The sequence below is a fragment of the Streptomyces sp. NPDC002588 genome, from assembly GCF_040295925.1.
Classification (GTDB): Bacteria; Actinomycetota; Actinomycetes; order Streptomycetales; family Streptomycetaceae; genus Streptomyces.
Genome location: NZ_JBEOWF010000019.1, coordinates 127,113 through 147,033, shown reverse-complemented (window position 1 = coordinate 147,033; position 19,921 = coordinate 127,113). Strand labels below are relative to the sequence as shown.

The window sequence follows — 19,921 nt, the reverse complement described above, 5'->3', positions numbered from 1 at the left end:
CGATTACAGGCCGGAGTGGAGCCGTCGGAGCGCTGGTGCTTGCGCAGCAGTACGTTCGCGTCGGTCTCCGCGCTGTAGTCGTGGGCGGCGCGGGCCTCGGCACGGCGGGTCGCCAGCTCCGTGCACTCCGGGCAGTCCGGCTCCGGCTCGGGCGGGCGGCGCAGGCCGAGCATGAACGGCCCGTCGGTCCTGGCCCGCCCGTTCGCCGCGCGGACGCCCGCGTGCAGGCGCTCCCGCTCGGTCGCGGGCCGCAGCGACTCCGGGTCGGCCTGCCACTCCCGGCCGCCGCCGACCGGTCGCAGCATCGCGTAGGGGCCGGAACGGTCCTGGTACTCGCCGAACTTGCCGGTGGCCGGGTCGTAGAGGAGGGTCCCGGGTTCGTACTGCATGTCGCGCGCTCCTTTTACCCAACTTGCATACTAATTGTGAGGATTGGGCTACTCTGAGTGGTGAGGGCCGTGGCCAGGATGGCCGCCCGGGACGGCCGACATGCCGCTGACGTGGGCCGGGTGGTCGTTCGGCGGCGCAAATTCAACAAATGCGAAAGGGGCGAGATGCCGGCGAGGCGGGTGGTCACGGGTCGCAGCCAGGAACCCCGGCGACGGTTCGCGGAGGAGTTGCGCTTACTGCGGGCCGACAAGGGGGACAGCCTGCGGCAGTTGGAAGAGGTGCTCGGCTGGACCGCGTCGACCTTCGGGAAGATGGAAGGGGGCCAGAGCCTGGGGAGTCCGGAGGTTGTGGAGGCGCTGGATCAGCACTACGGCACCGGTTCGATGCTGTTGACGCTGTGGGAGCTGGCGGTTGGGGATACGAGCCAGTTCAAGGAGCAGTATCGGCGGTACATGGAGTTGGAGGCCGGGGCGATCGGGCTGTGGCACTACGGCGTGAGCAGGCCGCCTGGGTTGCTGCAGACGGCCGGGTACGCACGGGAAGCCCTCGCGGCGGGTGGCCTCACGGGGGAGGGGCTGGAGCAGCAGGTCGAGGCGCGGGTCGGGCGGCGGAGCGTGCTGGAGGGGCCCGATGCGCCGCCGTTCCGCGCGATTCTCTCCGAGGCGGTGTTGCGTAATGCGCTCCGCGACCCCGGCGAATGGCGGGAGCAGCTGGAGTATCTGGTGGAGGCCTCGGAGCGCCCGAACATCGCCGTTCATGTGCTGCCGTTCGGCACGGGACTGCACCCGCTGGACGGCACCTCCATGATGTTCCTGCGCCTGCCGGAAGGCCGAACGGTCGCCTATACCGAACTCGACGTACGGGGTGAACTGGTGGAAGAAACCAGCAGGGTTGAGCGCCTGCACCGTACCTATGATGGGGTTCGTGACCTGGCGCTTAGCCCTGCCGGGTCGCGGACGTTCATCTTGCGGATGTTGGAGGAAGTGCCGTGCGGGCCATCGACCTGAGCAGTGTGACGTGGCGCAAGAGCAGCTACAGCAACTCTGATGGCGGCGAGTGCCTCGAAGTCGCCGACGACCTCCCCGTCGTCCCCGTTCGGGACAGCAAGGCGCCCCACCTCACCCCCCTCCTCTTCGGCGCGGGCGCCTGGGCTGCCTTCGTACAAGGTCTCCGTATGGAGTGATCCGCGTCACACATGTCACAAAGGCCGGTCGCGAGGTGTCTTGGGGGCGAATTCCCATCACGCGGAGGAGACACCATGACCGGGAACACTGATGTGGTCGTCATCGGCGGCGGGTACGCGGGCGTCATGGCGGCCAATCGTCTGACCCAGCGCGACGACGTGACCGTGACGCTGATCAACCCGCGCCCCACCTTCGTCGAGCGGATCCGCCTGCACCAGCTGGTCGGCGGATCCCACGATGCCGTCGTCGACTACCGGAAGATCCTGGGCGAGCGCGTCGGACTCGTCGTCGACACGGTGACGCTGATCGACACGGCCGAGCGCACCCTGACCCTGGCCACCGGCGGCACGGTCGGCTACGACTACCTGATCTACGCCGTGGGCAGCGGCAGTGCGGACCCGGCCGTGCCCGGCGCCGCCGAGTTCGCCCACCCGATCGCCACCCTGGAGGACGCGCAGCGGCTGCGGCCGGTCCTCGCCGCCGCTCCCGCCACGGCCCCGGTGACCGTCGTCGGCGCCGGTCCGACCGGTATCGAGACCGCCGCCGAGCTCGCCGAGACGGGCCGCGCGGTGACCCTGGTGTGCGGTGAGGTGATGGGCCCGTATCTGCACCCGCGCGGTCGGCGCTCGGTCGCCGGTCGGCTGGCCGCACTCGGGGTGACCGTGCTCGAAGGCCCCGGCGCGAAGGTGACGGAGGTGGCGCGGGACGCCGTACGGCTCGGTGACGGCCGCGAGCTGCCGAGCGCGGTCACCGTCTGGACCGCCGGATTCGGTGTCCCGGACCTGGCCGCGCGCAGCGGGCTGACCACCGACGCCCTGGGGCGTCTCCTCACCGACGAGACGCTGACCAGCGTGGACGACGGACGGGTCGTAGCGGCCGGGGACTCGGCGGCGCCGTCGGACCTGCCGCTGCGGATGAGCTGCCAGGCCGCGGGTCCGCTGGGCGCGCACGCCGCCGACACGGTGCTCAGGCGGATCGCGGGGGAGCGGCCCACGCCCATCGAGATGGGGTTCGTCGGCCAGTGCATCAGCCTCGGGCGGCGCGCCGGCATCTTCCAGTACGCCCACCGCGACGACACCGCGACGAAGCTCCACCTCGGAGGCCGCCCCGCCGCGAAGCTCAAGGAGTTCATCTGCCGGGCCACGGTCAGGCAACTGGCCGACGAGGGCCGCAAGCCGGGTTCCCTCAGCTGGTCCTGGGCCAAGGACGCCGAGCGCGGGCAGTCTCTGCAGACCAAGGACGAGCCCGCCGCGGCGCCCGCCACTCTCTGAAGGGCACGGACGACATGAGCGACCACGCCACCGACGCGGCGACCGAGACGTTCGTCGCCTACCGCAACCTGCTCTTCACCGTCGCCTACGAGATGCTCGGTTCGGCGGCCGACGCCGAGGACGTCCTCCAGGAGACGTGGCTGCGGTGGGTCGAGGTGGACCCCGGGCAGGTGCGCGACCAGCGCGCGTACCTGGTCCGGATCACCACCCGCCAGTCGCTCAACCGGCTGCGCACGATGACGCGCCGCAAGGAGGCCTACGTCGGCCCGTGGCTGCCCGAGCCGCTGCTCACCGCGCCCGACGTGGCCGAGGACGTCGAGCTCGCCGAGAGCGTGTCGATGGCGCTCATGCTCGTCCTGGAGAGGCTCTCGCCGACCGAGCGGGCGGTGTTCGTGCTGCGCGAGGTGTTCGACGTCGGCTACGAGGAGATCGCCGAGGCGGTCGGCAAGAGCCCCGCGGCCGTCCGGCAGGTCGCCCACCGGGCCCGCAAGCACGTCGACGCGGCCCGGCCCCGAGAGGTGGTCTCCCCGGGCGAGGTGAAGGCGGCCCTGGAGTCGTTCCGGCTCGCGCTCGAGACCGGGGACCCCCAGGGCCTCCTCGATGTGCTCGCCCCCCAGGTCGTCCTGGTGAGCGACGGCGGCGGCATCAAACAGGCGGCGCGGCGGCCGATCGTCGGGGCCGACAACATCGTCCGCTTCGCCCTGGGCCACCTCGGCAGGACGGGGGCCCCGCTCACCGCCGACCTCACCGTGGTCAACGGCAACCCGGCACTCGTCCTGAGCCTGGGCGGCGAGATCGACGGCGTCCTGGCGGCCCGCGTCGAGGAGGGGCGCATCGCCGGCCTCTACTACGTCCGCAACCCCCAAAAGCTCTCCCGCATCGACTCGGAGACCCCGCTCACCCTGCGCTGACACCCGCCACGGCCGGTGGCTTGCAGATAACAGATGGCGGATAGCAGCTGACAGATATTGAAATCTGTCAGCTGTCATGTCAGGGTGATCGGCATGACGACACCCACGCGCACCCTCGGCACCACCGGCCCCCAGGTCTTCCCCCTCGGCCTCGGCTGCATGGGCATGTCCTCCGCCGTGTACGGCGACACCGACCGCACCGAGGCGATCGCCACCGTCCACGCCGCCCTGGAGGCGGGCGTGACCCTGCTCGACACCGGCGACTTCTACGCCATGGGGCACAACGAGCTGCTGGTCGGCGAGGCGTTGCGCACCGCCCCCGCGGCCCGCCGCGAACAGGCCCTGGTCAGCGTCAAGTTCGGCGCCCTGCGCGACGCGGACGGCGGCTGGAACGGCTACGACGGCCGGCCCGCCGCCGTGAAGAACTTCGCCGCCTACTCCCTTCAGCGCCTCGGCGTCGACCACATCGACGTCTACCGCATCGCCCGCGTCGACCCGGACGTGCCGATCGAGGAGACGGTCGGCGCGATCGCGGAACTCGTCGAGAAGGGCCACGTCCGGCACATCGGCCTCAGCGAGGCGAGCGCGGAGGACATTCGGCGGGCCGCCGCCACCGCGCCCATCGCCGACGTCCAGCTGGAGTACGCGATCATCACCCGCGACATCGAGCGGAAGATCCTGCCGACCATGCGTGAGCTGGGCATCGCCGTCACGGCGTACGGAGTGCTCGCACGGGGCCTGATCTCCGGCCACGTCACCCGCGACAGCCGGTTCGGCGCGGACGACTACCGCTCCGTCTCGCCCCGCTTCCAGGGCGACAACCTCCACCACAACCTCGACCTCGTCGACGCCCTGCGCAAGATCGCCGAAGGGAAGGGGGTGACGGTCGCCCAGATCGCGACCGCCTGGGTCCTCTCGCGCGGCGAGGACATCGTGCCGCTGGTCGGCGCCCGCACCCGGGAGCGGCTCACCGAGTCGCTGGGCGCCCTGGACGTCGTACTCGACGCGGCGGACCTGGCGGCGATCGAGGAGGCCGTCCCGGCGGACGCGGCGGCCGGCACCCGCTACCCGGCCCCGGCGATGGCACGTCTCGGCACGGAGCAGTGATCGTGGCGCCGGGTACCGTCTAGGGCATGGCAGCGACCACCGAGACCCTGACCGCCGAGCGCATCCTCGAAGCGACCGAGGAGGTGCTGCGCCGCCACGGCCCGGCCAAGGCCACCGTGGTCGACGTGGCCCGCGCGCTCGGCGTCAGCCACGGCAGTGTCTACCGGCACTTCCGGACGAAGGCGGCGCTGCGCGCGGCGGTCTCCAAGCGGTGGCTGGACGAGATGTCGGGGGTGCTCGCGGACATCGCGGCGGACGGGGACCGGGACCCGGAGGTCCGGGTGCGGGACTGGCTCGCCGCCCTCTTCGAGGCCAAGCGCCGCAAGGCGGGGGACGACCCCGAGCTGTTCGCCACCTACATGGTGCTGTCCAAGGAGAGCGGCGAGGCGGTCGGCGAGCACCTCGCCGAGCTGATCGGTCAGTTGACGGAGATCATCGAGGCGGGTGTCGCCTCCGGTGCCTTCGCCGTCCCCGACCCGGCGACCGAGGCCCGTGCCGTCTTCCAGGCTTCCGGCCGTTTCCACGACCCCGGCTACTTCGGACTGTGGCAGCGCCCGGAGGCCGACGACGACTTCGAAGCGCTGGTGGGACTGCTGTTGCGTGGGTTGCGGGCCAGCTAGAGTTGCGCGGACCCGAGAGACGACGAGGGAGACCTGATGCCTCCGACGATTCGCCGGGCCGTGATCCCCGCCGCCGGACTCGGCTCACGCCTGCTGCCCCTTACCAAGGCCACGCCGAAGGAGATGCTCCCCGTCGGCGACAAACCGGTGATCGAGCACACCGTGCGGGAGCTGGTGGACTCCGGGATCACCGACATCACCATCGTCGTCTCCGGCGGCAAGTCCCTGATCCAGGACCACTTCCGCCCCAACCCCGCCCTCGTCGACCAGTTGCGCGCCGACGGCAAGCCGGCCTACGCCGACGCGGTCGAGGAGATCGCCGAGCTGGCCCGCCGGGGCCACATCACCTACCTCGACCAGCGCGGCCCGTACGGCAACGGCACCCCGGTGCTGAACGCCGCCCGCTCCTTCGGCGACGAGCCCGTCCTCGTCCTCTGGCCCGACGACGTCTTCGTGGCCGAGGTCCCCCGCGCCCAGCAGCTGATCCGCGCTTACGAGCAGACCGGCTGCCCCGTCCTGGCGCTCCTGCCGATGGAGCCCGCCGACTCCCAGCGCTACGGCGTGCCCCTCGTCAAGGAGGACCTCGGCGACGGCACGCTCCGCATCACCGGCCTGGTCGAGAAGCCGGACCCCGCCGCCGCGCCGTCCGCGTACGCGGCCATCGGCGGATACGTCATCACCCCCGGCATCGTCGACGAACTGCGCGAGCAGACCCGGCGCTGGTACGAGCACAAGACCGGCGAGATCTACCTCACCGACGCGATCAACGCCTACGCCTCGACCCGGGCGGTGTACGGGCAGGTCATCCAGGGCCGCTGGTACGACACCGGCAACCCGGCCGACTACCTCGTCGCCCAGATGGCCCACGCCCTCGCCCACCCCGAGTACGGCCCGGTCCTGCGCGGCCTGGTCAGCGACCTCGACTCCGGTTCCTAGTCCCCGGTTCCTGGTCCCCGGGCCCCTAGTCCCCCGGCCCCGCCGTACACCGCCAGAACTCCCGCATCAGCCCGGTCGGCGTCGGGTTCTCCATCGCCACCTGGGTGAGGAGGATCGTCACCGTGCCGGTCGCCGGGATGATGTGGGCCGTGGTGCCGGTGCCGCCGACCCAGCCGTAGCGGCCCGGCACGTTCCACGGGTCCAGGGGCGCGACATCGACGCTGCCGCCGTAGCCCCAGCCCTGGCCCTCCAGGAAGAGCGCACCCGACTCCCGCTGCTCCGCGCTGAGGTGATTGCTCGTCATGCGGCTGACGGACGTGGGGGAGAGGAGACGGCCGCCCCCGTCCAGGAGCAGGCGGGCGAAGGCCAGCCAGTCGTCGGCCGTCGAGACCAGGCCGCCCGCGCCCGAGGGGAACACCGGCACCCGGCTCCACTGGCCGTCCGGCCGGTCCGTCACCTCCAACGCGCCCGCCCCGTCGGGACGGTAGGCGGTCGTGAAACGGTCCCGCTTCTCCGCCGGCGCCTCGAACGCGGTGTCCTTCATGCCCAGCGGCTCGAACAGCCGCTCCGCCATGAAGTCCGGGAGGCCACGGCCCGAGGCCCGCGCGATCAGGATGCCCTGCAGGTCGGAGGCCGTGTTGTAGAGCCAGGCCTCGCCCGGCTGGTACAGCAGCGGCACCCGGGACAGGTCCCGCAGCCAGGCCGCCGGGTCGGGGAACGCCGCCGGGTTCCGGCCGTCCTTCTGCACGGAGAACAGGGCCTGCACCGCGGGCAGCGCGAAGTCGGACGGGAAGCCCCAGCCCGGGCGGGAGCTCAGCAGGTCCTCCACCGTGATGGGGCGGGCCGCCGGGACGACGTCCTCGACGGGCGAGGACGGCGTACGGACCACCACCGGATCCGCCAGCTCCGGCAGCCACTCGGCGACCGGCGCGGTCAGCGCGACCGTCCCGTCCTCCACCAGCATCAGCAGCGCCGCCGCGACGAGCGGCTTGGTGATCGAGGCGATCCGGAAGAGCGAGTCCCGGGTCATCGGCGCGGAGCCGTCGGCGTCCAGCGACCCGACGGCCACCACCTCCACCTCGTCCCCCCGGGCCACCAGGGCCACCGCTCCCGGGACCGTGCCGTCGTCGGCGTACCGTCGCAGGGTCTTGTACAGGGCGCTCATGCCGCGGGCCTTCCGGTGCGGGAACAGTGCTGTCGTCGATGACGACTCCCCGTGCGCCCGGAACTCATCGCTGCTGCGGGCCGCTGTCCGACGGATCCACGGTCGCCTGGTGCGCCTCCGCCAGATGCTCGGCAGCCTTCAGCCAGGGCAGGAACTGCGCGCCCTTGCGCCAGCCGCACGTGTCACATCTGATGGTGCGCTGCACTCCCGTGCGCCGCACCCGCACGACGTGCTCACGTCCGTGCTGGTCCCAGCGGCTCACCTTGCTCGTGCTGATCTCCATCATGACGCCCTCCAGCGTCCTGTCCGGGCAGTCCCGTCCGGGCGAACTCGGCCAGCAAGGAGTGTGCAGCAGTCACAACATCAACAGGGGATTCCGGACCCCGAGTTGACCAAGCCGTTTCCTGCGTGCCGGAGTACTACACGATGTCGCGCGGCAGGCGCAGGGTCAGCAGGCCCGTCACGACCACGGCGCCCAACTGCACGATCAGGGTCGTCACCAGCGCGTCCCGCATGCCCATCCCCGGGACCAGGGACAGGAACAGGGTGCCGAGGGTGGCCACGCCCAGCGCCAGTGACGTCTGTTGGGTGGTCACCATCACCCCGCTGCCGACGCCCGCACGGACCGGCGGCACCTCGGACATCACGATCCGCATGATGATGGGGAGCTGGAAGGCCTGGCCGGTGCCGGCGACCGCCGCGCCCGGGAGCAGTTCCACGATCCCGACGTCCGGCCAGCCGGCGCGCACCGCGAGCACGATCAGCAGGATGCCGATCCCCTGAAGCACCGACCCCGCCGTCACCAGCCGCGTCCCGAACCGGGTCACCAGCCGGGGACCGGCGAGCGAGGCGCAGAAGAAGGCCAGCGCCATCGGGGCCAGTGCCAGCCCGGCCGGGACCGGGCCCAGGCCCGCCCCGCGCTGCAGCGCCACCGCCACGACGAACATGAACCCGCTGAAGCCGATCGAGAACGGCACCATGATGATCAGCCCACGCCGCAGCGTGGTCAGCGCGAACAGGCTCGGCGGCACGAGAGGCGTACGGCCGCGACGGTCGGCCCGCCGCTCCACGACGTAGAACGCGGCCGCCAACAGCGGGAACACGGCCAGCGACAGCCACGTCCACAGCGGCCAGCCCGCAGCCCGGCCCTCGGTGAGCGGGGCGAGCAGCACGAGCAGCGCGGCGGCGAGCAGGACCGTGCCGGGGACGTCCACCGGCTCGGGATGCCGGGAGCGGGTCTCGGGCACGGCGCGCACGGCCAGCACCAGGCCCAGGACGACGACCGGCACGTTCACGAGGAACACCGACCGCCAGCCGGTGCCGGCGACGTCCGCCGCGACCAGCACCCCGCCCAGGATCTGGCCCGCCACCATCGAGAGGCCGGCCGTGGCGCCGTACAGGCTCATCGCCTTCGCGCGGCGGGGCCCTTCCGTGGAGGACTGGATGGTGGCGAGCACCTGCGGAACCATGAGCGCGGCCGAGGCGCCCTGCGCGACCCGCGCCGCGACCAGCGACCACGCGTCGGGTGCGAGGCCGCAGGCCAGCGAGGTCAGACCGAAGGCGGCCATCCCGCCGAGGAACAGCCGACGCCGGCCGAAGAGGTCGCCGAGCCGTCCGCCGAGAACGAGGAGGACGGCGTACGCGACGCCGTACCCGGCGACGACGAGTTCGAGGACCGACTCGCTCGCGCCGAGGTCCCGGCCCATGGTGGGCAGGGCGACGTTGACGATGAAGAAGTCGATGAGGGGCAGTGCCGCGCCGAGCAGCACGGTGAACAGACCGAGGGAGCCGAGCGGGCGGACCGGGCCGGAGACCGTCCGGGTGCCCGGTGGGACAGTGGTGGTTGTCTGGGTCACGCAGTCGAGCCTGCGCCCCCTCCCAGACGGGTACCAGAGTGTCCTTGTCCTGGTACAAGGAGTACCTGGCAACAGGATCCGGCTCGCGGCACGCTGGAGGTATGACGACGATGGTCCAGTCGACCGCCCGGTCGGCGCTTCAGGAGCAGGCCGGCGCCGGTTCGGAGACACGACGGCACGAACTGGCCGCGTTCCTGCGCAGCCGGCGCGACCGCATCACCCCCGAACAGGTGGGTCTGCCGCGCGGACCCCGACGCCGAACGCCCGGACTGCGCCGAGAGGAGGTCGCCCACCTCTCCGCCGTCGGCGTCACCTGGTACACGTGGCTCGAGCAGGCCAGGGACATCCACGTCTCCGTCCAGGTCCTCGACGCGCTCGCCCGCACGCTGCTGCTGGACAAGAGCGAGCGCGCCCACCTCTTCCAGCTGGCCGGCGAGGTCGACCCGACCCCCGCCGCGTCCTGCGACGGCGTCACCGACTCCGTGCGCCAACTGCTCGACCAGCTCGACCCGCTGCCCGCCTGCGTCCAGAACAGCCGCTACGACATCCTCGCCTACAACCGCACCTACTCCCTCCTCCTGTGCGACCTCGACGCCATCCCGCCCGAGGACCGCAACTGCATGCTGCTCGTCCACACCAACCCCGAGTGGCGGGCGTCGATCGTGCACCTGGAGGAGACGATGCGCCTGATGGCCGCGAAACTGCGGGCCTCGATGGCCGGCCACCTCACCGAACCGGCCTGGAAGATGCTGGTCAAGCGCCTCCAGGCCGAGTCACCCGAGTTCTGCGAGAACTGGGAGCGCTACGAGGTCGTCGCCAACCGCACCAAGACCAAGCAGTTCCGCAACCCCCACGTGGGCCTCCTCGACGTCCAGCACACGGACCTCTGGCTCAGCCCGGAACAGTCGGCGCGGATGGTGACGTACACGCCTATCGACGAGGAGACGCGGGAGCGGCTGGAGAAGCTGTACTTGCTGGCCGCGGGCTAGCGGGGCACACGGCCAGCACCTTCACGGGTTTGCCGTCGATGGTCCGCACCGGGTTGCCCCGGTCGTCGAGGGCGACCCTGTCTCCGGGACGCAGCACGATCGACTGCAGGCACAGGGCGACGTTCGAGCCCCACGCCGTCACCTTGATGTCGTCCCTGCCGAGGACCTTCGCCAGCTCCTGCCGGTCCACGACGCGCCGTTTCACCGTGAGCGTCACACTGCCGTCCCCGTGCCGCTCCACCGCGTACGCCGCCGAACCGCCCGGCGAACCCGGCATCACCACGGGGGCGAGCGCGACCGCGGCGCACGCGGCGAGGGCGAGGACGACACGGCGGGGGGTGAGCGCCCGACGTCGTACGGGAACAGGAGCGGCGCCGGTCGCCCCCCGGAGCTCGATCTCCCGCTTCAGTTCCTCCAGCAGCCGGTCCTCGAACGTCTCCCGCGCGCTCATGCCTCTCCCCTGACGACGTGCAGTACTGCCGTTGCCTGCGTTTCCGCCACGGGGGCGGGATCCGCCTGTGCCCGGAGCGCCTTGCGCGCTCGGTGCAGCCGGACCCGGGCCGTGACCTGGCGGATGCCCAGCGCGGCCGCCGCCTCGGTGACCGTGAGCTGGTCCACCGCCACCAGTTCCAGCACGGCGCGCTCGCCCTCCGGCAGCGTGCCGAGCGCGGCCAGCAGCCGCCGCCCCGGGCTCTCCGCGTCGAGCTTGTCCTCCAGCCGCGCGATGTCGTCCGCCTCCAGCAGCCGGCGCCCGGAGAAACGCCGGTTCCGCTCGGCCTCCCGCGCGGCCCGCCGCCGCTCCGACGACACGACGTTGCGCGCGATGCCGTACAGCCACGCCGTCTCGCTGCCGAGGCCGGGCCGGTAGGTGTGCGCCGAGTCGAGCACGGCGAGGAAGATCTCGGCCGTCAGATCGGCCGCCGTGTGCGGATCGTCGACCCGCCGCGCCACGAACCGCGTCACCGCGTCCACATGCCGCCGGTAGAACTCGTCGAACCGCTCTAAGAGTCCTATCCGCTCTCCGCCGTCCACAGGCGCCTCCTTCTCGTAGGCCACACCTGTTCTTGGACCGGGCCCCGAGAAGCGTTACGGAGGTGCCTGGTGCGCGGTTCAGGCGCTGACGCCCGCCGCCTCACGGACCTCGTTCGCCTGCAGGCGCTCCGCCGTGCGCTCCGCCGTGCCCCTGGCCCAGGGGCCCGTGGTCAGGACACCGAGGACGAGGACGAGGAGGCCGCAGACGGTGAGGATCCACCAGCCGGGGACGGCGGCCGGGACGAAGGTCTCGCGGTACGACGTCGTGTTCACGCCGGCCGCCAGCACCGCGCCGACCACCGCGACACCCAGGGTCTGCCCCAGCTGGCGGCTGGTGGAGGCGACCGCCGCCGCCACCCCTGCCTGGCTGCGCGGCATCCCGGACACCGCCGTGTTCGTGATCGGCGCGTTCACGAGGCCGAAGCCCACGCCGAACAGCACGAACCCGAGGAACAGCGTCGAGTCGGAGGTCTCCGCGTCGAACGCGGCGAACAGCAGGGCGCTCGCCGTCAACGCCGTGCCCGCCATCGCCAGCGGCAGGCGCGGACCGCGGGTGCCGACCAGACGGCCGGACAGCGGCGCGCACAGGAACGTCGGTACGGCCATCGGAAGCATCCACAGGCCCGCGTGCAGCGCGTCCAGGCCCCGGACGTTCTGGAGGTAGAGGGTGGACAGGAACAGGAACCCGCCCAGCGCGGCGAAGGCGCTGACCGCCACCACGGTCGCCCCGCTGAACGGCGCCGAGCGGAAGAACCGCAGGTCGATGAGGGGCTCGGTGCGGCGGGGCTCGTACCACAGGAGGCCGAGGAGGGCGGCGACGGCGAGGGCGGCGAAGGGGCCGCTCGTCGCCGGGCCGGCCCCCGGCGCCTCGATGATCGCGTACGTCAGTGAGCCGAACAGTGCGATCACCAGCAGCTGGCCGACCGGGTCGGGGCGGCGGGCCTTCGGGGCACGGGACTCGGGGATGTAACGGAGGGTGAGGAGGAGGGCGGCGAGGCCCACCGGGAGATTGAGCCAGAAGATCGAACGCCAGCCGACCGACTCCACCAGCAGACCGCCCAGCAGCGGACCGGCCGCCATGGAGATGCCCACGACCGCTCCCCACACGCCGATCGCCCGGGCGCGCTCACGCGGCTCGGTGAAGGTGTTGGTGATGATCGACATGGCGACCGGGTTCAGCATCGAACCGCCGACCGCCTGCACCATCCGGGCCGCGATCAGCAGGTCCAGGCTCGGCGCGAGGGAGCACAGCAGCGAGCCGAGGGAGAACACCACCAGGCCCGCCATGAAGACCTTCCTGCGGCCGACGCGGTCGGCGGTGGAGCCCGCGAGCATCAGCAGTGTGGCCAGGACCAGCGTGTAGGCGTCGATGGTCCACTGCAGACCGGCGGTGGACGCGTGCAGGTCGCGCTCCATCGCGGGCAGCGCGACATTGAGGACCGTGTTGTCGAGGCTCACGATCAGCAGGCTCATGCAGCAGATCGCGAGGACCAGCATTCGTCGGCGGGGGCTGAGCTCGGGCATGCGTGAATAGTACGCCTAACTAATGAATCTCGCCCGCACGCCGCCCGATAAGTGAGAATGGGCGGATGTCCACGACCGTGCCCATGACCGCCTCGCCCCTGCAGATCGGCCCCCACACCGTTCAGCCGCCCGTCGTGCTGGCCCCCATGGCCGGCATCACCAACGCGCCCTTCCGCACCCTGTGCAGGGAGTTCAGCGGCGGCAAGGGCCTGTTCGTGAGCGAGATGATCACCACCCGGGCGCTGGTCGAGCGCAACGAGAAGACCATGCAGCTGATCCACTTCGACGCGACCGAGACACCGCGCTCGATCCAGCTGTACGGCGTCGACCCGGCGACCGTCGGCAAGGCCGTCCGCATGATCGCGGAGGAGGACCTCGCCGACCACATCGACCTGAACTTCGGCTGCCCGGTCCCGAAGGTGACGAGGAAGGGCGGCGGCTCGGCCCTCCCGTACAAGCGCAACCTGCTCCGGGCCATCCTGCGCGAGGCGGTCGGCGGGGCGGGCGACCTCCCGGTGACGATGAAGATGCGCAAGGGCATCGACGACGACCACATCACCTTCCTCGACGCCGGCCGGATCGCCGTCGAGGAAGGGGTCACGGCCATCGCGCTGCACGGCCGTACCGCCGCCCAGCACTACGGCGGCACCGCCGACTGGGACGCCATCGCCCGCCTCAGGGAACACGTCCCGGAGATCCCCGTCCTCGGCAACGGGGACATCTGGTCGGCCGAGGACGCGCTGCGGATGGTCCGGGAGACCGGCTGCGACGGCGTGGTGGTCGGCCGCGGATGCCTGGGGCGGCCGTGGCTGTTCGCGGATCTGGTGGCGGCCTTCGAGGGACGCACGGCCTTCACGCGCCCCTCCCTCCGCGAGGTCGCCGACGTCATGGTCCGGCACGCCACGCTCCTCGGCGAATGGATCGGCGACGAGTCGCGCGGCGTCATCGACTTCCGCAAGCACGTCGCCTGGTACCTCAAGGGCTTCGCGGTCGGCTCCGAGATGCGCAAGCGACTCGCGATCACCTCCTCGCTGGCCGAACTCCGCTCCGGACTCGACGAGCTGGACCTCGACCAGGCCTGGCCCACCGGTGCCGACGGCCCCCGCGGCCGTACGTCCGGCAACAACCGGGTGGTGCTGCCGGACGGCTGGCTGAAGGACCCGTACGACTGCGCGGGCCTGACCGAGGACGCGGAGCTGGACACCTCCGGCGGCTGAAGCGCTCTAAGAGCTCAGCCGTTGCTGGGGTGCGGGGTCGAGCCGTAGGCCGTCAGGAAGCGGTCGCGGAACGAACTCATCTTCCATACCGGCGCGTTGTGGGCGGGCCTGAGTCCGTCGGTCCAGTTCCAGTCGGCGATCTTGTCGAGGACCTTCGGGTCCTTGGCCACGATCGAGATCGGCACGTCCCGGCTGGCGTTGTCGCCGCTGACCCGGGAGATCGGCTGGTGGTCGCCCAGGAAGACCAGGACGGTGTCGTCGGTGCCGTAGCGCTCCAGCCACTCGGTGAGCGCGGTCACCGAGTACTGGATCGACTTGCCGTACTCCTCACGGGACTTGGTGGAGTTCGCGATGACGTCTTCCGCCTTGTTGCCGGCCGCCTCGATGCCCTTGAAGACCGAGCCGTCACCGAGCTGGTCCCAGCCGACCATCTTCGGGATCGGCGCCCACGGCTGGTGGCTGGAGGTCAGGATGATCTCCGACATCAGCGGCTTGTCGCGCTTCTTGCTGTGCTCCAGCTTCTGGAACGCCTCCAGCGCGTACTGGTCCGGCATCGTCGACCAGCTGAACTTCGGTCCCTGGTAGCCCAGTTGGAAGGCGTTGTAGAGCTTGTCCAGGCCGTAGAACTTCTGCTCGGGCCAGCCCTTCTGCACACCCGGCATCACACCGACCGTGTCCCAGGCACCCGTCTTCTGGAACGCTTTGGTGAGGGAAAGGTGGTCGCTGTTCATCACCGTGCGGTAGCGCTGCTGGTTGTCGACCCACAGGCCGGACAGGGTGGTGGAGTGGCCGAGCCAGCTGCTGCCGCCGTAGGTCGCCGAGGTCAGCCAGCCGCTCTTGGCGTGGTAGCCGGCCTTCTCGAGAGCCGCGGTGCGGGCCTCGAGGGTCGCGTCGACGCCGGGCGACATGATCGGGTCCTCGATGGCGCTGCGGCCGTAGCTCTCGATGAACGTGAAGATCATGTCCTTGCCGCGCAGGTCCGGCACCAGCTGGTCGGGCGGCGTGTTGCCGAAGGTGTCCTTGCTGGCCGTCTTGCCGAAGGCGGCCTCGTCGCGCATCGTGTCGCGCACCGAACGCGCCTCGGAGTGCAGCCGGTCGGCCACCCGGGTGGAGGCGACCGGGATACCGGCCCACTGCAGACCGATCACGGAACAGGTGATCCAGGCGGTGCCCGCGATGAGCGTGGCGCGGGTGGCCCGGCGGGTGTCGAGCATGAGGAGGTTGCTGAACCGGACCGCGGCCAGTGCGACGAGCGTCACCAGCAGGACGACGAGCACGGCGACGCCGATCGCGGCGGCGAGGGCGGTGGCCTTGCCCATGGTGTCGGCCAGGTACGACTGGGCGTCGGGCAACAGACTCCAGTCCAGGACCAGGTTGAAGGGGCGGCCCAGGTACTCGATGAAACCGATGTCGAGCAGGTTCACCACGGTCAGCGCGCCGAGGACCGCCCCGCCGAACGCCGCCAGCGCGATCCGCGGCCGGCGCGGCAGGGCCAGCAGCACGGCCGCCCCGATGATGGCCTCCCCGGGCAGCCGGATGAACCGGTTCACGACGATGGCGTTCGCCCGGTTCGGCAGCAGCAGGGCCCCGATCACCAGCACGACCGAACCGACCGTCGCGACCCACCACAACACCCGGGCGGTCTGGGGGTACCGGGTACGCCAGGCCCGGAGGTGCGCGAGGCGGGATCGGGGGGAGGCGGGGGCGGGGGCGGTGGCCTCGGAGGATGGCTCGGAGGATGCCTCGGAGGGCGCCTCGGAGGGCGTCCCGGAGGTGGTTTCGGGAGCAGGGGTTTCTGAAGCGGCCTCGGGGGCGGGCGTTTCTGACGTGGTGTCGGTGTCGGCGTTGGTGTCGTCGGCTTCCGGCACCTCGGTCTCCGGGGCCTCGGTCTGTGGCTCCTCGGTTTCCGCGGCGGCTTCGGTCTCCGGTTCCTCGGTCTCCGGCTTCTCGGTTTCCGCGGCGGCCTCGGTCTCCGGCTTCTCGGTCTCCCCGGCGGCCTCGGTCATCTCGGCGGCCTCCTTCGGAGATTCCGCGGCGGTGTCGTCCTCGGGTCGTTTCGATTCGTGCTGCTGCTGGTCAGAGCGAGTGGAGACAGGCACCCGAGGGTCCTTCCGTACGAAGCCCGGTGATTCGGCGGATCCGACGCGGGAAGTCGGATCCGCCTCAGTTTCGTACGGCCTGCCCTCGGCCCGTGTTCAGCCCCCTCGGCCAGTCCTCGGCAAACACCGTGCAAACGGGACACCAAGCACCCGGCCGAGGTGAGCGTCAGGCGCCCCCGACCGCGGTGAGCAGCGCCAACGGGGCCGCCGCCGAGCGGGATTCGCGGACACAGGCGTGCGGATAGGGAACCGGCTCCGCGTGGGTGTCACGGCCGTAGCCCGCGAGCACCTCGGGCAGCCGGTGCCCGGTTGCGGTCGCCGCGTCGACCAGGCCGTGCGCGACCGTGCGGGCCTCGTCGTGGAGGCCGTAGCGGGCGAGCCCCAGTGTGATCAGCGCATTGTCGTGCGGCCACACGGAACCGCGGTGGTAGGAGAGCGGATGGTAGGCGGGCTGGCCCGCGGCCAGGGTGCGCACACCCCAGCCGGAGAAGAAGTCCGGCTCCAGCAACCGCCGTCCCACGACCTCGCCGTACTCCTTGTCCAGGAGCCCCGACCACAGCAGATGCCCGGCGTCGGACGCCAGCGCGTCGACCTGGCGGCCCTCCCCGTCGAGCGCGAGCGCCGGGAAGGACCGCTCCCGCATCCAGAAGTCCCGTTGGAAGCGGTCGCGGAGGTCGGCGGCCGCCTGTTCGAGGAGGGCGGCGTACGTCGTGTCGTCCCACACCGTGCGGGCCACCCACGCCGTGCGGCGCAGCGCGTCGTACGCGTAGCCCTGGGCCCCCGCCGCCATGACCGCTCCGGTGGCGCGGGTGCCGTCCGCGGAGCAGATGGCGCCGGGGGAGTCCTTCCAGTTCTGGTTGGCGAGGCCGCCCTGGTCGGCGCGGTAGACCAGGTAGCCGCGCGAGGTCAGTCCGCCGTGGTCGAGCATCCAGCCGACCGCCGCACGGGCGTTCCGCTCCAGCCGGCGGGCCGTCGCGGTGTCGCCGGTGTGCTCGACGTACGCGCCGAAGAGGACCAGGAAGAGCGGGGTCGCGTCGACCGAGCCGTAGTAGCGCCCGAAGGGGACCTGCCCGAAGTGGGCAAGCTCGCCGTGCCGCACCTCGTGGACGATCTTGCCGGGCTGGGACACCGCCCGCGGACCGGTGTCGGTCGCCTGGGCGGCGGCGAGCGCCCGGAGCGTGGCGGCCGCCAGTCCGGGGCGGTAGGGGAGCGCGAAGAGAGAGGTGAGGAGAGCGTCGCGGCCGAGCAGTGTCAGGAACCAGGGCGCGCCGGCGGCCGGTACGCGCAGCTCCTCGCCGTCCAGACCTTTGGCCTGAACTTGGAGCGAGGCCAGGTCGGAGAGCCCTCGAACACAGGCGGTCGCCAGTTCGGGCCATTCCGTAGGAAAAGCGACACCTTCCACGAACTCCGCTTCGTGCGCAAGTAGCTTTTCGGCCATCGCCGACGGAGAGCGGGGAACGCGCAGAGCCCGCTTCTCTCCGTGCGGCCGGGCCATCACCCGCAGGATCAGTTCGGCGGAGCCGTGCGCCTCGAGCTCCAGCTTCCACACCAGCCGGCGGGCGCCGGTGCCGGTCTCCTCCACGCCGTCCGGAGCGGGCTCGGTCGTGACGGTCGTACAGGACTTCCACTCACCGCGCCGGTAGGTGAACTCCACCCCGTCGTCCAGGACCTCGCGGCGGCGGACGGCGCCCGTCTTCTCGTACGTACGGTGGTCGGAGCGCAGCTCGAACTGGTCTGTGAAGTCGGCGTCGACGGTCAACGCCAGCCGGACCGTGGTGGCCACCGGGCGGTTGCTCACCACTCTGACCGACTCCACGAACGACGCGTCCCCCACCGCCTGCTCACGGAAGAGCGTGCAGGACGGCGGTTCGTTGCGCCCGCCTCGCGGGACGAGCACACACCGTGCGGTGTCCCCGTCCGCCACCGGCGACAGCGTCTCCGGCACCGCGCCGTCGACCGTCAGCTGCCAGCGGCTGAGGTGCCGGGCGTCCCTGACGAATAACCCCTCCGGGGAGGAGCCGGTGCCCCGTACCCCGCTGATGTCCCCGCGGTCGCCCACGGCGGCGAACGTACCGCCGTACACGAGCAGATGATGCCGGTCCGTCATCCCCGGTCCCCTCCCTTGGGTGTGCTGGCAACGTGGTGGTGCAGCAGGTCGAGCGTGAGCGCGGCGGTCCAGCTGAAGCGGGTCGCGCCGCAGGCCTCGCCGGTGTACGGGTCGACGTACTCCGCGAAGTCCGAGGTGAGGGCGGTGGTGAGGGCGGCCTCGCGCAGCGCGTCGGCCTGAGCGGTACGGCCGTGCAGCCGCAGGCCCCGCTCGAGCAGCCAGCTCGTGTTGAACCAGGCGGGCCCGCGCCAGTACCGGTGCGGGTCGAAGGCCTCGCCGAGCAGGTCGTAACTGGGGACGAGACGGGTCGTCGTACCCAGTCCGAAGTGCGGGCCTTCGAGGGTGCGGACGACGGCCCCGACCACCTCGCGCGGCAGACCGGGCAGGAGCAGCGGGACGAGCCCGGAGACCCCCCGCTCGACGATCATCTCTCCGCCGCGCACGTCCCGGCACAGGAACATGCCCTCGGCCGGGTCCCACAGCCGGTCGACCAGCGCCGCCGTCAGCCGCTCCGCGCGCGCGTGCCGGGCGGTCGCCGAGGCCCCCAGCTCCCGCGCGATGTGCGCGAGGGCGTGCTCGGAGGCGATGAGCAGTGCGTTGAAGGAAGGATCCTCCACGGCGAAGTCACCGTGCCCGTCGGCGTACTGCCCGTCCCGGTAGTCCGTCGCCAGCCGCACGTACCGCCCGTAGTCGAGGTCCGTCGGCCGGTCCTCGGCCGACCCGTGCGCGAGGTCGGCGCGGCGGAAGGAACGTGCGGGGGCCGGTACCACCCGGGCGAGCGGGGCGTCCCAGGACGGGGCGTTGTCCATCCCCTGCTCCCAGGGGTGTACGACGGAGACGAGCCCGCCCCCGCCGAGGTCCCGCCGGTGCAGCAGATAGCGGTGCCAGGCCGCCAGCCGCGGGTAGACCCGGGCGAGGAAGCCGCGTGCCCGGGAAAGCCCCGGGTCGGAGCGGTGCACCAGCCAGGCCGCCAGCGCGTGCACCGGTGGCTGCACGATGCCGGAGGTCTGTACGGTGCGCGGGGCGCCCGCAGCGCGCCCCGCGGCCGAGGAGCGCCAGAAGTCGGGGCTCGGGAAGTACGCGTCGAGCGGGACGGAGGGGTTGAACACGATGTGCGGCACCCGCCCGTCACCCCACTGGGCGTTCAGCAGCGTCTCCAGCTCGGTCTGCGCCCGCAGCGGCGAGATGTGCCGGAGGCCGATCGCGACGAAGGCGGAGTCCCAGGACCACTGGTGCGGGTACAGCCGGCGCGAGGGCACGGTCGACGTGCCGGTCCAGTTGCCGTCGAGCACGTCCGCCGCCCCGGTCCGCAGCGCCCTGAGGTGCGTGGCTCCGGCGCGCGGAGTCCCGGCGCCCAGAGCACCGACGTCCGGAGTCCCGGCGCCCGGAGTACCGACGTCCGGAGTCCTGACGTGCGGCGACCCTGATCGATCCGGCGGAGCCGCCGGATCGTATACGGCGGTGTACTCCGCCGGGCGGGCGATGAGCTGGGCGGTGCGATCCACTCGGGGCT

General features: G+C 71.7%; 18 protein-coding genes and 1 pseudogene. 9 read left to right on the top strand and 10 right to left on the bottom strand.

Annotated elements, in window-relative coordinates:
• Positions 1–23: 23 nt before the first annotated feature.
• Positions 24–389 (bottom strand): annotated as a pseudogene (locus ABT057_RS23010) (hypothetical protein); the annotation flags it as partial.
• A gap of 165 nt (positions 390–554) precedes the next feature.
• On the opposite strand from ABT057_RS23010, the gene ABT057_RS23005 reads away from it, so the two are divergent.
• The 7 genes from ABT057_RS23005 (at position 555) to ABT057_RS22975 (ending at position 6,419) form a co-directional block, all read left to right on the top strand.
• The gene (locus ABT057_RS23005) at positions 555–1,397 is read left to right on the top strand and encodes a helix-turn-helix domain-containing protein (RefSeq protein ID WP_352345386.1); all 843 of its coding nucleotides are present in this window, start codon (positions 555–557) and stop codon (positions 1,395–1,397) included.
• Entirely contained in the window at positions 1,379–1,573 is a 195-nt protein-coding gene (locus ABT057_RS23000) for a DUF397 domain-containing protein (protein WP_352345294.1), read from the top strand. Before ABT057_RS23005 ends, ABT057_RS23000 begins: the two co-directional genes overlap by 19 nt.
• 75 nt (positions 1,574–1,648) lie before the next feature.
• The gene (locus tag ABT057_RS22995; protein ID WP_352345292.1) at positions 1,649–2,845 is read left to right on the top strand and encodes an NAD(P)/FAD-dependent oxidoreductase; all 1,197 of its coding nucleotides are present in this window, start codon (positions 1,649–1,651) and stop codon (positions 2,843–2,845) included.
• A gap of 14 nt (positions 2,846–2,859) precedes the next feature.
• Positions 2,860–3,756: an RNA polymerase sigma-70 factor gene (locus ABT057_RS22990; RefSeq protein ID WP_352345290.1), complete on the top strand. Its 897-nt coding sequence runs from the start codon at positions 2,860–2,862 to the stop codon at positions 3,754–3,756.
• Between the two features lie 93 nt (positions 3,757–3,849).
• Entirely contained in the window at positions 3,850–4,863 is a 1,014-nt protein-coding gene (locus tag ABT057_RS22985) for an aldo/keto reductase (protein ID WP_352345288.1), read from the top strand.
• A 26-nt stretch (positions 4,864–4,889) separates the two neighbouring features.
• Positions 4,890–5,483 (top strand): TetR/AcrR family transcriptional regulator, encoded by a 594-nt coding sequence (locus ABT057_RS22980; protein ID WP_352345286.1) that lies wholly within the window; start codon positions 4,890–4,892, stop codon positions 5,481–5,483.
• A 36-nt stretch (positions 5,484–5,519) separates the two neighbouring features.
• Entirely contained in the window at positions 5,520–6,419 is a 900-nt protein-coding gene (locus ABT057_RS22975; protein WP_352345284.1) for a UTP--glucose-1-phosphate uridylyltransferase, read from the top strand.
• Positions 6,420–6,444: 25 nt separating this feature from the next.
• On the opposite strand, the gene ABT057_RS22970 is transcribed toward ABT057_RS22975, so the two are convergent.
• The 3 genes from ABT057_RS22970 to ABT057_RS22960 all read right to left on the bottom strand — a co-directional run bounded on the left by ABT057_RS22970 (position 6,445) and on the right by ABT057_RS22960 (position 9,440).
• Positions 6,445–7,584, bottom strand: a complete 1,140-nt coding sequence (locus ABT057_RS22970; protein ID WP_352345282.1) for a serine hydrolase domain-containing protein — start codon at positions 7,582–7,584, stop codon at positions 6,445–6,447.
• 64 nt (positions 7,585–7,648) lie between these two features.
• Complete coding sequence (locus tag ABT057_RS22965) at positions 7,649–7,870, bottom strand: hypothetical protein (RefSeq protein WP_352345280.1); 222 nt, start codon at positions 7,868–7,870, stop codon at positions 7,649–7,651.
• 133 nt (positions 7,871–8,003) lie between these two features.
• Positions 8,004–9,440, bottom strand: coding sequence for an MFS transporter (locus tag ABT057_RS22960; protein ID WP_352345278.1), 1,437 nt, complete (start codon positions 9,438–9,440; stop codon positions 8,004–8,006).
• A 101-nt stretch (positions 9,441–9,541) separates the two neighbouring features.
• Here ABT057_RS22960 and ABT057_RS22955 point away from each other — a divergent pair, with 101 nt between their 5' ends.
• Positions 9,542–10,429: a helix-turn-helix transcriptional regulator gene (locus ABT057_RS22955; RefSeq protein WP_352345276.1), complete on the top strand. Its 888-nt coding sequence runs from the start codon at positions 9,542–9,544 to the stop codon at positions 10,427–10,429.
• Here the strand turns inward: ABT057_RS22955 and ABT057_RS22950 are convergent.
• From ABT057_RS22950 to ABT057_RS22940, 3 genes are all read right to left on the bottom strand, one after another.
• On the bottom strand, positions 10,371–10,880 hold the full coding sequence (locus tag ABT057_RS22950; RefSeq protein WP_352345274.1) for a hypothetical protein: 510 nt from the start codon (positions 10,878–10,880) through the stop codon (positions 10,371–10,373). The genes ABT057_RS22955 and ABT057_RS22950 overlap by 59 nt on opposite strands.
• On the bottom strand, positions 10,877–11,461 hold the full coding sequence (locus tag ABT057_RS22945) for an RNA polymerase sigma factor (RefSeq protein WP_352345272.1): 585 nt from the start codon (positions 11,459–11,461) through the stop codon (positions 10,877–10,879). Before ABT057_RS22945 ends, ABT057_RS22950 begins: the two co-directional genes overlap by 4 nt.
• Before the next feature lie 78 nt (positions 11,462–11,539).
• Complete coding sequence (locus ABT057_RS22940; RefSeq protein ID WP_352345270.1) at positions 11,540–12,985, bottom strand: MFS transporter; 1,446 nt, start codon at positions 12,983–12,985, stop codon at positions 11,540–11,542.
• Between the two features lie 65 nt (positions 12,986–13,050).
• Between ABT057_RS22940 and dusB the strand changes: the two genes are divergently transcribed.
• Positions 13,051–14,202 (top strand): tRNA dihydrouridine synthase DusB, encoded by a 1,152-nt coding sequence (dusB, locus tag ABT057_RS22935; RefSeq protein ID WP_352345268.1) that lies wholly within the window; start codon positions 13,051–13,053, stop codon positions 14,200–14,202.
• Between the two features lie 14 nt (positions 14,203–14,216).
• Here the strand turns inward: dusB and ABT057_RS22930 are convergent, their stop codons facing one another.
• The 3 genes from ABT057_RS22930 to ABT057_RS22920 form a co-directional block, all read right to left on the bottom strand.
• The gene (locus ABT057_RS22930; protein WP_352345266.1) at positions 14,217–16,208 is read right to left on the bottom strand and encodes an alkaline phosphatase family protein; all 1,992 of its coding nucleotides are present in this window, start codon (positions 16,206–16,208) and stop codon (positions 14,217–14,219) included.
• Positions 16,209–16,467: 259 nt separating this feature from the next.
• Positions 16,468–18,408 (bottom strand): amylo-alpha-1,6-glucosidase, encoded by a 1,941-nt coding sequence (locus ABT057_RS22925; protein WP_352345264.1) that lies wholly within the window; start codon positions 18,406–18,408, stop codon positions 16,468–16,470.
• The gene (locus tag ABT057_RS22920) at positions 18,405–19,913 is read right to left on the bottom strand and encodes an MGH1-like glycoside hydrolase domain-containing protein (protein WP_502973953.1); all 1,509 of its coding nucleotides are present in this window, start codon (positions 19,911–19,913) and stop codon (positions 18,405–18,407) included. The genes ABT057_RS22925 and ABT057_RS22920 overlap by 4 nt, the downstream gene beginning before the upstream one ends.
• Positions 19,914–19,921 lie beyond the last annotated feature (8 nt).

Bases quoted from the DNA above. Each gene is read 5' to 3' on its own strand.
- ABT057_RS23005 (WP_352345386.1), top strand. From the start codon at position 555: ATGCCGGCGAGGCGGGTGGTCACGGGTCGCAGCCAGGAACCCCGGCGA.
- ABT057_RS22995 (WP_352345292.1), top strand. From the start codon at position 1,649: ATGACCGGGAACACTGATGTGGTCGTCATCGGCGGCGGGTACGCGGGC.
- ABT057_RS22990 (WP_352345290.1), top strand. From the start codon at position 2,860: ATGAGCGACCACGCCACCGACGCGGCGACCGAGACGTTCGTCGCCTAC.
- ABT057_RS22985 (WP_352345288.1), top strand. From the start codon at position 3,850: ATGACGACACCCACGCGCACCCTCGGCACCACCGGCCCCCAGGTCTTC.
- ABT057_RS22980 (WP_352345286.1), top strand. From the start codon at position 4,890: ATGGCAGCGACCACCGAGACCCTGACCGCCGAGCGCATCCTCGAAGCG.
- ABT057_RS22975 (WP_352345284.1), top strand. From the start codon at position 5,520: ATGCCTCCGACGATTCGCCGGGCCGTGATCCCCGCCGCCGGACTCGGC.
- ABT057_RS22970 (WP_352345282.1), bottom strand. From the start codon at position 7,584: ATGAGCGCCCTGTACAAGACCCTGCGACGGTACGCCGACGACGGCACG.
- ABT057_RS22965 (WP_352345280.1), bottom strand. From the start codon at position 7,870: ATGATGGAGATCAGCACGAGCAAGGTGAGCCGCTGGGACCAGCACGGA.
- ABT057_RS22955 (WP_352345276.1), top strand. From the start codon at position 9,542: ATGACGACGATGGTCCAGTCGACCGCCCGGTCGGCGCTTCAGGAGCAG.
- ABT057_RS22950 (WP_352345274.1), bottom strand. From the start codon at position 10,880: ATGAGCGCGCGGGAGACGTTCGAGGACCGGCTGCTGGAGGAACTGAAG.
- ABT057_RS22940 (WP_352345270.1), bottom strand. From the start codon at position 12,985: ATGCCCGAGCTCAGCCCCCGCCGACGAATGCTGGTCCTCGCGATCTGC.
- dusB (WP_352345268.1), top strand. From the start codon at position 13,051: ATGTCCACGACCGTGCCCATGACCGCCTCGCCCCTGCAGATCGGCCCC.
- ABT057_RS22930 (WP_352345266.1), bottom strand. From the start codon at position 16,208: ATGACCGAGGCCGCCGGGGAGACCGAGAAGCCGGAGACCGAGGCCGCC.
- ABT057_RS22925 (WP_352345264.1), bottom strand. From the start codon at position 18,408: ATGACGGACCGGCATCATCTGCTCGTGTACGGCGGTACGTTCGCCGCC.